Origin of the sequence: Desulfobulbus oralis (assembly GCF_002952055.1) — a bacterium.
GTDB classification, from domain to species: domain Bacteria; phylum Desulfobacterota; class Desulfobulbia; order Desulfobulbales; family Desulfobulbaceae; genus Desulfobulbus; species Desulfobulbus oralis.
Window position 1 is genome coordinate 2,704,058 of sequence record NZ_CP021255.1, and the last position, 14,648, is coordinate 2,718,705.

The window sequence follows — 14,648 nt, forward strand, 5'->3', positions numbered from 1 at the left end:
ATGTTCACATTCAAGGCCCCACTCCAACTGCATGACCCCACCCTGCGCCATCTGGGCACGGTGCTCGGTCCCTACTCCCGCAAGCTGGCCATTGCCATGGCGGCCATGGTGGCGGTGGGCATCTTCAACGCCCTCCAGGCCTGGATGGTGCAGCCGCTTCTGGATGAAATTTTTTACCGCAAGGACGCGCGGCTCCTGCACCTGCTGCCCCTGGCGCTGCTGCTGGTCTTCTTCGTCAAGGGACTGTTCTATTTCGCCTATTCCTTTATCCTGGAGGGTGTGGGCCAGAGTATCATTCGCGACCTGCGCAACCGGATCTATGCGCATATCCACGAGCTGTCGCTTTCCTACTTCCAGAACACGCCCACCGGCGAGCTGATCTCCCGTATCATCAACGATGTCAGCATGCTGCAGGGCGCGGTTTCCCATGCCCTGATCCATCTGCTGCGCGACCTGTTTTCCGTGCTGGGGCTGTTGGGCGTCATCTTTTACATGGACTGGCGCCTGGCCACCATCTCACTCCTCTTCCTGCCCGCGGCCGGAGTGCCCATTGTGCTCTTTGGCCGGAAATTCCGCCGGCTGAGCACCAACTACCAGACCCAGCTTGGCGAAGCCACCAACCGGCTGCATGAGACCATCGCGGGCATCCGCATCGTCAAGGCCTTCTGTACCGAGGCCTACGAAAAAAAGCGCTTTGCCGACAAGACGCAGCGTATCATGGATATCCTTATGATGGAGGCCAAATACCGCTGTCTGGCCCATCCGGTGGTGGAACTCATGGGCGGCGTCGGCATAGCCCTGATCATCTGGTTCGGCGGCACGCAGGTGCTGAACGGCCATGCCACGCCCGGCACCTTCATGTCCTTTCTGACCGCGCTCATCATGCTCTACGAGCCGGTCAAGGGCGTGACCCGCATCAACTCCACCATTCAGCAGGGCATGGCTGCCGCGACCCGCATCTTTGAACTCCTGGACCTGCGGCCGGATATCCGCGAGCAGGCAGCCGCGCAGGTGCTGCCGCCTTTTCAGGACAGCATCCGCTTTGCAGACGTCTGCTTTCATTACGGCAGTGATCCGGATGTGTTGCGCCACCTCAACCTGGAGGTGCGGCGGGGCGAGGTGCTGGCCCTGGTCGGGCCGAGCGGCAGCGGCAAGACCACGCTGAGCAATCTGGTGCCGCGTTTTTACGATGTCAGCTCAGGCGCCATTCTGATTGACGGCCAGGACATTCGCCGGCTGTCCCTGCACAGCCTGCGCGGGCAGCTCGCCATGGTGACCCAGCAGACCATTCTCTTCAACGATACGGTGCGCAACAACATCATGTATGGCCGCAGCGATTCCACCGAGGCCGAGGTGCGGGCAGCGGCCCGTGCCGCCTATGCCCTGGACTTTATCGAGGCCCTGCCGCGAGGCTTCGACACCGTGATCGGCGAGGCCGGGGTGCGGCTTTCCGGCGGCCAGCAGCAGCGGCTCTCCATTGCCCGGGCGCTTCTGAAGAACGCCCCCATCCTGATTCTGGACGAGGCGACCTCCTCCCTGGATACCGAGTCGGAGCGCGAGGTGCAGCGGGCGCTGGACAACCTCATGCAGAATCGGACCACCATTGTCATTGCCCACAGACTCTCCACCATCATTCATGCCCATCGCATCGTGGTGCTCAAAAACGGCGAGCTGGTGGAAGAGGGCACACATGAGGAGTTGCTGGCTCTGGGCGGCGAGTACAGCACCCTCTACCATCTCCAGTTTGCCGACAGACCATGAGCGGCGCAGATTTTCGTCGGTGCATGGGGCACCTCAATTCCTGGCTGCTGGTGCTGGTGGCCTTTTGCCTGCCGATTTCCACCACAGCCACCTCGATCGCTGCCCTGCTTTGCGTGCTGGGCTGGGCCCTGGGAGGGGATTACCGCCGTAAGCTGGCCGAGATTGCGGCCAATCCCATGAGCCGGGCGGTGCTGGCATACGTAGCGGTTCTGCTCGCGGGCCTGACCTGGAACGAGCAGCTCGCGGAGAGCCTGAACGGGATTCACAAACAGTGGAAGATCCTGCTCATGCCCTTCTTTCTGGGGATCATCCGGCCGAAACAGCGGCGGCTGGTGCTCTGGGCCTTTATCGCGGGCATGGCCCTGATGACGCTTTCCACCTTCCTGGCCTGGTTTGGCCTGATTCGGTATACCGGCGTCCCCCCCGAGCAGCTCACGCGAAAGACCTACCATGTGGTCTACAATCCCATGCTGGCCCTGGCCATCTATCTGGTGCTGCACCAACTGATCTGGACCCGGCTCAGACAGCGGTGGATGCGCCCGGCCCTGGTGCTGTTGACCATTCTGATGCTCACCAGCATGTTCATGACCGATGGCCGTACCGGCCAGATGGCGGTGCTGATCCTGCTGGGCCTGTATTTTTTTCAGTATTTTCAAGGCTCGCGCTGGAAGGCCGCACTGGCCCTGGTGCTGGTGCCGGTGCTCGTGTTCTGCGCTTCCTACAAGATCAGCTCCACCTTCAGAGGGCGAATCGAGCAGGCCAGGCAGGAGATTGCCATCTTCAACCACAATCCCCGGACCTCGGTGGGCCAGCGCCTCTTTTTCTGGCAGCAGTCCCTGCAGATTTTCCGTGATGCGCCGCTTCTGGGCGTGGGTACCGGCGGCTTCGCCCCGGCCTACGCCGAACACAACAGAACCTACACGCCCTACATGCCGCCGAGCAGCAACCCGCACAGTCAGTACATACTCGCGCTGGTGCAGGGCGGGCTCCTGGGGCTCGCGGCCCTGCTGGGCCTCTTTGTGACCCAGTTTTATCTGGCCCTGAAAAGCGGGGACGAGTGGGGCAGGCTGCGTCTGGCCTTCCCCCTGTTCTTTTTGGTGATCATGCTGACCGAGAGCTACCTGTTGATCCATGAAACCGGCATCCTCTTTTCCCTCTTTGCCGCTGTCCTGTACAAGGAAGATCGCCCGGAGGGCCGGCGGCTGACGCGGCAGGTGGCCCCGGGGCCTGAGCCCGTATGACCCGCATCCTCATTGTCAAGCCGAGTTCCCTTGGCGACATCGTTCATACCCTGCCCCTGGCCCATGCCCTGAAACGCGGCCTGCCCGACGCTCATATCGGCTGGGTGGTGGACAGCGCCTTTCAGCCGCTTTTGGCAGCCGATCCCACGATAGCCAGCCTCTATCCCATGCACATTCCGGCCACCAGTGCTCCCGGTGCCGGCAGGGGCGTGTACGGCAAGGCCCTGCGCGCGCTGCTCGCCACCATGCATGGCCTGCGGGCCGCCTTGCGCAGCCGGCCCTATGATGTGGTGCTGGACTTGCAGGCCTCGTTCAGAAGCGGCCTTTTGGCCCTGATGAATCCCGGCGGCCGGCGGATTGGCTTTGCCGATGCCCGGGAGCTGAACACCCTGTTTCAGCACGAAGGCATCCGGGTTCCTGCCGGCATGGAGCATGCGGTGGACAAAAACAGCCTCTTTGCCGCGCATCTGGGCGCTCCGGTGCGGGAGGAAGACTTCTTTCTGGCCAGCACGGATGAGGCCGAGGCAGCGGTCAGCGCCTTTCTGCAAAACGAGGGTCTGGCCTCGGAGCCCTGGGTTTATGCCCAGCCGGCTGCCCGCTGGGCTTCCAAGGAATGGCTGCCGGAGCGTTGGGCCGAGCTGGCGGACCGGCTCCCGGCGATTGGGCTGCAGTGCGTGTTTGGCGGTTCGGCGGCCGATCTGCCGCACCTGCAGCGCATTGCCGCAGGCATGCGGGCCAGGGCGCATATCGCGGCCGGCCGGCTGAATCTGGTGGCGGTTGCGGCCTTGATCAGGCGGGCAAGACTGTATGTGGGGGTGGATACCGGCCCCATGCACATGGCCGCGCTGGCCGCGGTGCCGGTGGTGGCGCTCTTTGGCCCCACCCATCCGGAGCGGGTTGGGCCCTATCACACGAAAAGCCGGGTGCTGCAGGCAGCGGGCCTCCCCTGCCTGCGCTGCCGCAGACGCCTGTGCGAGCATCAGCGCTGCATGCAGGGCATCAGCGTGGCGATGGTGACAAGGGCTGTCCGGGAATTGCTGGAGCCCTGAGCGGGAGCAGCCTTGGCAATGAGCATCTACCCGTCACTGCCGGAAGCGGCATGAACGGGGCTGAGTGATGGGCCGCCGGAACAGGCGCCGTAACCAGGAGGCAGTCATCATGCGCATCAGGTACACTCTGATCAAGATATGGCTTGCGACCATCGCGCTTGGCGCGCTTGCCTATGTTCCGCTCGACCGGGCAAGCGGCCTGATCGTCGAATTTGACCTCGTCCACGATCTCGACGCGCCCAGCGAAGCCTTTGTGCGGATTGACCATGCCTCGCACAGGTTTGGGGAGGAAAGAGCACAAGAGGAATACGCCAGCGTCTGGGTACCGCTGGCAGACGGCAGAAGCGGCATAACACACGTAAAGACCAAGCTGCCCCTGCCGCTTGCGCGGGCGCTTTGCCGAATCCAGCTGCATTACCAAAGCGTGCCTGGCAGGGCGCTTATCAAAAATTTCACGGCCTACGATGCCCTGACCCACCTGCGGGTCAAATTGACGGACAATACCCTGAGCTCATGGACCGAAGAGGTAAAAGACGCGGTGTTTGACCGCGACCCACCCTACGTGTTTCCGGCTTTCCGGCTCTATCTCTTCCTTCTGCTGAATATTGTTCTGCTGGCGCTTCCGGGGGCCATCCTTTTGGTTATCCTGCTCGTCGCAGGTAAGTACCTAACGAGCCACCCGGCGCTTATTTGCCTGACAGGCTGCATCGTCCTGCTGATAGCCGGAAAGATGTGGCACGGCAGGTGGCGGGCAAGACGGCAGACATTCAGGCGCTTCTTGCAATCTTGCCAAAGGATATTCGCGCGCACGCTCGTCTTTGTCTGGCTTTGCAGCCTCTTGCTTCTGGTGCACGAACACAAATACTGCGGGCTTATTGTCGAGTTTGATTTTGACTACGACCGCTACAGCACCAGCCCGGCCTTTGTGCAGATCTATTACGAACCGGAGCGGGGGATAGAATTGAACGGCGTCTTTGACATCGGCAACATATGGGACGGCACCAAAGAACATGAAAGCGTCAAGATTCTGTTGCCCAACCAGAAACGCGGCGAAACGCATATCAGGGCCAGACTGCCCTTGGGCTTTACCCAGGTTCTCCGCAGCATTCGGATCGATTATCTGAATGTGCCCGGCAAGGCGCTTATCAAAAACTTCACGATAAAGGATGCCATTACCGGCAAACTGCTGGTAACGCAGGGCGCCTGCCGGCCCCGTTGCAAGACCTACGACAAACAGGGAAAGTGTACCGGCTATTCTGAGCCCTACGATATCATTGTCCGCAGTGATGCGGAACCTGACCGGCAGCCGTCATGCCTGGGGCTCGGCGACCCGGGCTTTCAGACGAAGAGCCAGGCATGGCGCAACTATTCATTGGCGCAACCCGGCGCCTTGTATCTTGAAACAGAACCGTTGGCCACCGATGCGTATCTTGAGATACCCGCAGCGGCTGTTTCACCCCTTTTCAGGTGGTGGTGGTATCCACTTGTTCTGATTTCGCTCCTGTTTGCGGCAGTCTTTCTGCCAGCGATCATCATCCAGCTCGTCCAATGGGGGCGCCGGCGCAAGGCGCTGGCAGAAGGAAGCTTTTTACCGCGTTAGACCCGCCTGAAATCTTGCATAGCCCGGGAGCGCCTATGGCACAAAGCCTCCCTGAGGGCATCCAACCGGCTGTCCAGCCTGTTGGGACAGGCCGGCTGTTTTGCTGCCGGCCCCATCCATGATGGCAGACCGCCGCATGAATCCCCTGATCCGCGGAATGCAGGCTGCACTCTTCTGTCGCTGCTCCTATCGGGCTGCCCTGACGCTGCTCTCTAATGTCTTGCAAAATGACTGGAACATGTCATAATGCGCCGCTGACTCTCCACTCGCGGCTATTGTGCTGAAAAATAAGCATTCCTGCTGTCCGGCCATCTCAAGTTTGCCGCTTGCAACATGCACACAAAGGAAGCGATCATGTCCCAATTTCTTCTGCCCACCCGGCTCCGCCATTTCTCCCTGACGCTGCTCTTCCTGACCTTCACGTGCTGTCTGCCGGGGCAGCCGGGTCTGGCCCAGGCTCTGGAACGTAACACGGTGTTTCTGCCTTTCAAAATCAATGCCGGCGACTCTTCGCAAAGCGCACTCACAGAAGCGGCGGACAAAACGCTGTCCCTTGAGGCCAAGGCCAAAAACATAAAGGTGCTGTCCCGGGCGGAGGCGCGGAAAATCGTCAACTATGAGGGTGCCTGGCCGCCGCCCCGTGCGGCACTGGCCGCGGTCGCCCAGGCCACAGGCGCCAGCCATGTGGGTCTGGGCAGTGTCACCCAGCTCGGCCGCCGCATCAGTGTTGACGCCGCCATTTTCGACGGCTCCTCGACCGGGGCGCCGCGCACCGCCTACCGGGTGGGCGAATCGCACAGAGACCTGCCCCGGCTGACTGCCGAACTCATAGGCGATCTGCTCACGCACGCCGGAACAGGGGCCACCATTACCGCCATCAGCACCTCGGGCAACAAGCGCATCGACAGCGGCGCCATCCTGCAGAAAATCGCCACCAAGCCCGGCGACCTGTACAATCCGGCAGCCCTCAGTGCAGACATCAAGGCCGTCTTCGCCATGGGCTTCTTCGACAGCGTCGAGGTGGATGCGGAAGAGGTGGATGGCGGCCAGGCACTGACCTTTCGCGTCGTGGAAAAGCCCCTGATCAACGAAGTGCTCATTACCGGGGCCGAGGCCATCAAGGAAGAGGAGATCCGCGAAGCGGCGGGCATTGGCGCCAACACGATCCTCAATCCGACCAAGGTCAACGAGGCGGTGGAAAAGATCCGTACCCTCTACAAGTCCAAGGGTTACTACAACGCAGACGTGCAAAGCAGCATGGACAGCGATGACCGGGGCGCTGCCAGTGTCCGCTTCAACATAAAGGAAGGCGAAAAGGTGGTCATCCGCGAAATCGCCTTCACTGGCAACAAGAGCTTCTCCGACAGCGAACTGCGCGACGCCATCCAGACCTCCACCCGTTCCTGGTGGATTTCCTGGCTGACCGGTTCCGGTATTCTGCGCATGGATGTCCTGAATCAGGACATGGAGCGTGTGGCGGCCTTCTATCAAAACCACGGCTATCTGGACGTCCGGGTGGGCAAACCCGAGGTCTCGCAGAGCGACGATGGCCTGAGCATCACCTTCCCGGTGATGGAAGGCCCACGCTACAGGGTGGGCACAGTGGACATGCAGGGCGATCTCATCAAGGACAAGACCGAGCTGCTGAGCACGATGCAGATCCGCAAGGAGGAATACCTGAACCGCCAGATCATGCGCGACGACATTGCCCGCCTGACTGAAATGTACGCCGAACAGGGCTATGTGTATGCGGAAATCAACCCGCAAATCAGGAAAGCGCCCACCGGGAACCGTATCGACCTGATGCTCGACGTCAAGCAGGGGCCGGTCGTTTATGTGAACCGCATTGAGGTGCAGGGCAATACCCGGACCCGCGATAACGTCATCCGGCGCGACATCACCCTGGAGGAAGGCAGCAAATTCGACGCCAAGGCCCTGCGCACGTCGACGGCGAAACTCAACCGGCTCGACTTCTTCGAAAGCGTGAACATCGCCCCCAGGCCCACCATGCGGGAGGATCTGCTCGATGTCGTGGTGGATGTCAAGGAAAAGCCAACCGGCCAGTTCGCCGTTGGCGCCGGCTATTCTTCCTCGGACCAACTGCTGTTCATGGGAGAGATTTCCGAGCGCAACCTTTTCGGCACCGGCAACAAACTTGCCCTGCAGGCCAACACCAGCGGCAAAAGCACCCGCTACAATATCCGCTTCACCAATCCCCGCATCTACGATTCCCAGGTATCCGGTTCTCTGGAAGGCTACGACTGGACCCGGGAATACAGCGACTACACCCGGGACACCATAGGCGGGGGCATCGATATCGGCCATCCGCTCTTCGAGGAGTGGCGCATTTACTACGGCTACAGCCTCTCGAACACGGACCTGAAGGATATCCGGCCCGATGCCTCGTCGGTCATCCTCCGCTCCAAGGATATCCACCTCGTCAGTGAAGGGGAGCTTTCCCTGGTACGTGATACCCGCGACAAGTCCTTCTCGCCCACCAGCGGCTCCCGGAACAGCATCACGGTCTCCTATGCCGGTGGCCCACTGGGCGGCGATGCCGAATACACCAAGATCGAGGGCTCTTCATCCTGGTATTTCCCCATGGTCTGGTCAACGGTGTTCCACGTCAAGGGCGCGGCAGGTCAGGCCTTTGAAAACAAGGACAACAAGCTCCCGGTTTTCGAACATTTCTATCTGGGCGGCATGAACTCCATCCGGGGTTTCAAATCGGCCAAGATCAGTCCCAGGGATCCGGTCACCGGTGAGCGCATCGGTGGCGATAAGATGTGGTATGTCAACCTGGGCATCATCTTCCCCCTGGTCAAAGATCTGGGCCTGGACGGCGAACTCTTCACCGACTTCGGCAACGTATACGACGTGGACGACGACTGGGACTTCGGCGACTACAAGAAAACGGCTGGTCTTGGCATCAACTGGGCTTCGCCGCTTGGGCCGCTCCGTCTGGCCGTTGGTTTCAATCTGGACAAAAAGGACGACGAGGACAGCTCCACCTGGGATTTCAGCATCGGCGGCAGCTTCTGATTCGTCCACTCCCCGCCATTCATGCAGACCATTCTTGCCCGCCTGCAGGAAGGGCAGACCGTTCCCACAGCCATATCGGGATGTACCTCCGCCTCGGCAGCCTTGCTTCTGGCAAGGCTGCTGGCCGCGGGCAAGCGCAGTCTCTGCTGCCTGCTGCCTTCGGAAGAAGAGCTGCAACTGCTGGCGCAGGACTTTGCCTTCTTTTCCGCCAGCCCGCTTCTGCTCTTCCCTGGAACCGGCATTCCGCCCTATACCGTACTCAAGCCGGAAATGGCCGCCTGCGGCGAACGGGTGAGTACACTCTACCAGGTCCGGAATCTGCAGGAGCCGGCTCTGATTTTGAGCACTGTCGAGGCGGTCTGCCGGCGCCTGCCGAGCCCCCAGCACCTGAATACAAAGTGCGAACTGCTCATCGCGGGGGAAGACGCAGACCGGGATGCGCTGATTGCCTTTGCCCTGGCCAGCGGCTACCAGCCCTGCGAACTGGTGCGGCAGGAGGGCGATCTGGCTATCCGGGGCGGCATCATCGACCTCTACCCACCCTCCTGGCATGGCGAATCGGTGGGGCCCCTGCGGCTGGATTTTTTCGGCGACACGGTCGAATCCATTCGGACCTTTGACCCTGCAAGCCAGCGTTCCACCGGCGAACTGGCCGAGGCCATCCTGCTGCCCTGCTCGGAACTGCTCTACCCGGATGACCCGGCCGGGCAGGCCCGCATGCTGGAGGCTTTTGACAGGCTCCGCGACGGCCTGCAAGCACCGGCCCAGGCAAATGCCGGCGTCCGCGAGCATCTGCAGCTCCGGCAGCGCTTTGCCGGAATGGACATGCTGGCCCCCATGCTGACAGGTGCGGACGGACTGCGCTCCTTTTTTGAATACCTGCCCGCGACTTGTTCTTTGCTCCTTTTCGACGCCCCTGCCTGCCGGCGGCGCGCCCGTCTGTTCTTTGAGCGCGTAGACGCCAATTTTGCCGCAGTGCAGACTCAGGGCATGGCAGTCTCGCCTCCGGAAGAGCTTTTTCTTGCCGAATCCGAGCTGCTGGCCGTACTCGGCAAGCGCACGCTGGTTCATCTGATGCGGCTGCCCGATCCCGAAGCCCTGACGGCGCCCCTGCCCCTGCCGGTCAAAAACCACAGTCTGCTTGCCCAGGAAATGACGCTTTCGCGGCAAAAGCAGGGCATACTTGGGCCCCTCGCCACGCATATCAAGGAGTGGCAGGCGCGGGGCGAAAGTGTCCTGCTCGCATGCCGGTCGCTCAGGCAAGCCGGACACCTGCAGAGCATGCTGGCCCAGCACCAGGTGGACGCTGCCTGCCCAGGCCGTTCCTACGCCGCCATGACCTCCATACCCAGGGCTCAGGTCATCTGTCTGGCCGCGCCCCTCTCCCAGGGCTTTGACCTGCCACATGAGCAACTGCACATTCTCTCCACCGCGGAACTTTTTGGTGACAGGCGGATATCGCCGCGGCGGAGCGGCAGGAATGCGGGCCCCGATGCGCCAGCCGTCCAACTGGAGCAGTTGCATAAGGGCGACATTGTCGTACACGCAGATCACGGCATTGCACGCTTCGAGGGGCTGGTCAACCTGAACTATGCGGGTGTGCACGGTGATTTTTTGCTGCTCCTGTTCCGCAACGACGACAAACTCTACGTGCCGGTGGACAGGCTCCACAAGGTCGGCAGGTACAAGGGCCTGAGCGAACAGGAGCCCAGGCTGGACCTGCTGGGCTCGCAGCACTGGCTCTACACCAAAAAAAAGGTCAGCGACGCGGTCTGGAAGATTGCCCAGGAACTGCTCGACATCTATGCAAGGCGGGCCATGCGCCAGGGGCACCGCTTTTCTGGGCCGGGCGAGTTTTATCGCGAGCTGGAGGAGTCTTTCCCCTACGACGAAACCAGCGGCCAGCTCAAGGCCATTGGCGAGGTGCTGGATGATCTCTGCAAAGCCCGACCCATGGATCGGCTCATCTGTGGTGACGTTGGCTACGGCAAAACCGAGGTGGCGGCCAGAGCGGCATTCAAGGTGATCGAGGACGGCTATCAGGTGGCGATCCTGGTGCCAACGACCGTGCTGGCGGAGCAGCACCTGGCGACCTTCAGGGAGCGTTTTGCCACCTTTCCGGTACGCATAGCCTGCCTGAATCGCTTCCGCACCCGTGCCGAGCAGAAACAGATCATCGGCGATCTGGGCACGGGCAAAATCGACATCGTTATCGGAACGCACCGTTTGCTGTCCAAGGACATCAGCTTCCAAAAGCTGGGGCTGCTGGTTGTTGACGAGGAACACCGTTTTGGCGTGGCCCACAAAGAAAAAATAAAAAAAATCAAGGCAAACGTGGACGTGTTGACGCTCACGGCAACCCCGATTCCACGCACCCTGCAGATGTCGCTTGTGGGTATTCGCGACCTTTCCATTATTTCCACCCCGCCCAGGCAGCGACGCCCCGTCAAAACCCTGTTGGCCAAACGCGATGCGCTGATCATCAAGGAGGCCTGCCAACGGGAACTGGAACGGCAGGGACAGGTATTTTTTCTGCACAACCGGGTGCAGTCCATCATGCAGGTGGCGGCCCGAGTCTCCGACTTGGTGCCCCAGGCGCGGGTAGGGGTGGCCCATGGCCAAATGCCCACGGAGGAGCTGGAGAAGGTGCTCGTCCAGTTTATCCACCACAATCTGGATGTGCTTGTCTGCACCACAATCATCGAATCGGGGCTGGATATTGCCAACGCCAATACGATTCTTATCGATCGCGCCGATAGGATAGGCATGGCCGATCTTTACCAGTTGCGTGGCAGGGTGGGCCGCAGCGAGCGTCAGGCCTATGCCTATCTGCTCGTGCCCTCGCTCGAACACCTGAGCAGCGATGCAGAACGCCGGCTCCAGGCCCTGCTCGAGCACTCGGATCTGGGAGAAGGTTTTCAGGTGGCGATGAATGATCTGCAGATTCGCGGTGGCGGCAATCTGCTGGGCATCTCCCAGTCAGGACACGTGGCCGCAGTTGGCTACGACCTGTATTTTCAGCTTCTGCAAGACACGGTGGCCGATCTGCAGGCCCGGAAAAATGGCCGGCAGCCGGAAAACGGCGATCCGGCCTTTGATCCGGAAATCAAACTGCAGGGCGAGGCATTTTTACCGGAAGACTATATCCGGGATACGGCGCTGCGTTATCAGATGTACCGAAAACTGTCCTACGCAGGCAGCGGCAGCGCGGAAGAGCTCAGCGCACTGGCGGAGGAATTGGAGGATCGCTTTGGCCCATTGCCTGCACCCGCCCAGGCAATGTTCACCATCATTGCCATCAAGCAAAGACTAACTGCACTTCGCATCAGACGTCTGGAGCAAGGGGCTCAAAGGCTGCTCTTCTGCTTCGACGAGACAACAACAGTATTACCGGAAACGATCCTGGCCTATGTGCAGCAACAAAATGTGAGCAGGAGCAAGAATGCCCTCTGCCGCTTTACACCCGAGGGCCACCTCATCGTACCGCTTGATCAAACCACCAAGGTGATGGCAACCATTGATCATGTGCTGACAGCGCTGGCTGCCGGGCGTTCGGAAAGGCAGGGGTCAACCGCAAACAGCGCAGCACAGCGCTTATCTGGCGGAGCCATCCAGAGCACTTTATAAAATACAAAGGGGACCAATTTCTTGGTCCCCCATAAAGGTCAACTCAGCCACTGCTACTGGGCAGATCCTTTCTTCTTGTTGGAATGCGCTTTTGCATTGCCCGGTTTGGCATGTGCCGCTGCTGCTTTCGGCGCTGGATGGGTGTTCTGCACAGGCATTGCACTGATCTGCTGCTGCAAGTCATCCTTCAGGGTCGCAATTTTTAAATGCAACTCTTGAACGTTTCCGCTGAGATCACCTTTAAGAGCATCCATCTGATTTGCCAAGTCTGCAGAAGCGCTCACGCGCTGTTCCATTTCCGCAAGTCTTATGGCAATATCGTCCAATCTGCTGATGGCTGCCTCAAAATGCTCATCTCGTTGCGCTGCTGCATCCAGACCTGCCTGTATCAGGGCCATTTTTTCTGCAAATTCCTTTTTTGCAGCATCCTCATGCTGTTGCAAAATGAGGTGCAGCTCATCCAGTTGCTGGCTTTTTACAAAGTGTGCTGCATTTGCTTCCAGGGACTGCACAGTAGAATCAATCGAAGAAAGGCGAGTTTCAAGTCGCTGAAGAGTTTCAGGCAGACTCCGGGTTACTACTGGTGCTTCAGGGGGCTCAACGGAGGCGCAGGCAGAGCCGCAACACGCTTCAGCTCCAGCAAAGTTTCCAAAATACTGGGGAGCAACAAACGTTAAAATTCTCCTCACCTGCGTGCAGGCAAGAAGCTTCGTCCGGGCTGCGACTTCTGCGCCCTGTGACCTGTTCACAAGGTACGCGGAGGCGACATAGATGCATAGCATGACCGCAATGCAAAGCGCCACACCAATAACCAAACCGATAATCCAAAATACGAGCTGGAAAATGGTTACCAGGATGAGGCCAATCGAATGAAATATACCGCTACCAGGATGGGCCAAGGTCAGTTGCGCCACAAGGCTAAACAGCAGAAAAATGATGCCAGCGCTGGCAACGGCACACAGGGATGCATTTTTTTTCATTTCGAACCACCATGCAAGTTAAATGAGCTCTGAAAAAACGCTTGTCTCCAGCAAGCAGAGTTGTGCAGGCGAATCTCGTTCAGCCTTCTTTGCACTGAAAGCTTTTAGTCTACTGTCTTATTAAAAATTAGGCAAGCGGGAGAAAAAAATGAAGGGAACGATCACTTGACCGTCCCCTTCCTTTCTTGACCGTAAAGTCACAGTGCGGCGCTTAGCGCCGTGTAGAACGCGCACCTCTTTTATTCAGGCTCGCCTCCTTCTCGCGTGCCATTGCCTGCGCGCCCGGGTTCAACTTGTAGAGAAAGTCATCCATCAGTACATGCACAGCCTTTTCAGTCGCACTTTCAAAAAGCGCATCATACTGATAATCAGCCAGGACCGATTGTGGTGAGACTTTCACATCGATTCGGTTTGTCCACACCACTTCACCGTTGTAGGCATCCTGTACCCACATGCGGAGCTGCACCACTGCCTGGGGGATATCCCCAGCATTGTAGGCTATATTGCCCAACCCTGCACCGATAGCACCCCACACAATTGTATTTCCGTTCTTACCGCCAGAAACACCAAGAATTGATTTATTCGCTTTATTATACGGCCAGTTGTTTGATTCATTTCCATAGATTGCGCCTAGTGCGCCACCTGCTACCATACTACCCAACTCGTCATACGTATCAGAGCTGGCCTGCCCAAAGGCAAGCTTGTTGGTTACACCAGCTACAAAAGTGACAATGCCTTTTTTCCACGGAGCCCAGCTTGGATCCTGACGCGTCTTATATTGAATGATGCTCCCTCTGACAACATAATCAGCCGCAAAGTTTTGCCCCAATTGTGAGATCTCTGCCTGATCCAGACCTAAGGTACCCGGAGAATCGGTAGCGGGATTGCCAAAAGAATTCGAACGAGCGCTACGCTTATAGCGCTCCAATTCCTTCTGCATACTCGAAGACCAGCCACCGTTACGAAGTTCATAATCAATAGAGCGTGAGGTGTTCTCAGAGTACGCAACTACGTTAATTATGTTACGGTTGATCAGATAGCGGAACACATCCTCTTCAACAGGTACCAAAAAGCCATTCTGAGCAAAGCGGTCGGTCAGATTTGCGCTGATGAATAAATTACGCCGATAGGCGGACTCAATATCATCTGCATCCGTATAATCTGCAAAGGGCAAGACAACAACACGCCTGTTTTGACCGATATTAGTCTTCAATTCAGGGTTAATTTTTAAGGATTCCTGCACTGAGGTACCACAGCCAATTAGGGCAGACACGCAAAAAGCGGAAAAAACAAATGCTAATGGTTTCATTATTCGCACCTAAATTAAGTGAAGAAGATTATAAGTTGC

The 14,648-nt window shown here is 58.8% G+C and carries 8 protein-coding genes; 6 read left to right on the top strand and 2 right to left on the bottom strand.

Features of this window, described 5'->3' with window-relative positions; genetic code table 11:
• The 6 genes from msbA to mfd all read left to right on the top strand — a co-directional run bounded on the left by msbA (position 1) and on the right by mfd (position 12,320).
• Entirely contained in the window at positions 1 to 1,761 is a 1,761-nt protein-coding gene (gene msbA / locus CAY53_RS12065) for a lipid A export permease/ATP-binding protein MsbA (protein ID WP_104937313.1), read from the top strand.
• Positions 1,758 to 3,002, top strand: coding sequence for an O-antigen ligase family protein (locus CAY53_RS12070; RefSeq protein ID WP_104937314.1), 1,245 nt, complete (start codon positions 1,758 to 1,760; stop codon positions 3,000 to 3,002). Before msbA ends, CAY53_RS12070 begins: the two co-directional genes overlap by 4 nt.
• Entirely contained in the window at positions 2,999 to 4,051 is a 1,053-nt protein-coding gene (locus CAY53_RS12075; protein ID WP_104937315.1) for a glycosyltransferase family 9 protein, read from the top strand. Before CAY53_RS12070 ends, CAY53_RS12075 begins: the two co-directional genes overlap by 4 nt.
• A gap of 109 nt (positions 4,052 to 4,160) precedes the next feature.
• On the top strand, positions 4,161 to 5,651 hold the full coding sequence (locus CAY53_RS12080) for a hypothetical protein (RefSeq protein WP_146106519.1): 1,491 nt from the start codon (positions 4,161 to 4,163) through the stop codon (positions 5,649 to 5,651).
• Between the two features lie 354 nt (positions 5,652 to 6,005).
• Positions 6,006 to 8,693 (top strand): outer membrane protein assembly factor BamA, encoded by a 2,688-nt coding sequence (gene bamA, locus CAY53_RS12085; RefSeq protein ID WP_245874821.1) that lies wholly within the window; start codon positions 6,006 to 6,008, stop codon positions 8,691 to 8,693.
• Between the two features lie 21 nt (positions 8,694 to 8,714).
• Positions 8,715 to 12,320 carry a transcription-repair coupling factor gene (gene mfd / locus CAY53_RS12090; protein WP_104937318.1) on the top strand — a complete coding sequence of 1,202 codons (3,606 nt, stop codon included), beginning with the start codon at positions 8,715 to 8,717 and terminating at the stop codon, positions 12,318 to 12,320.
• Positions 12,321 to 12,373: 53 nt separating this feature from the next.
• Here the strand turns inward: mfd and CAY53_RS12810 are convergent, their stop codons facing one another.
• Entirely contained in the window at positions 12,374 to 13,300 is a 927-nt protein-coding gene (locus CAY53_RS12810) for a hypothetical protein (protein WP_146106520.1), read from the bottom strand.
• A 211-nt stretch (positions 13,301 to 13,511) separates the two neighbouring features.
• Positions 13,512 to 14,609 (bottom strand): hypothetical protein, encoded by a 1,098-nt coding sequence (locus CAY53_RS12100; protein ID WP_104937320.1) that lies wholly within the window; start codon positions 14,607 to 14,609, stop codon positions 13,512 to 13,514.
• Positions 14,610 to 14,648 lie beyond the last annotated feature (39 nt).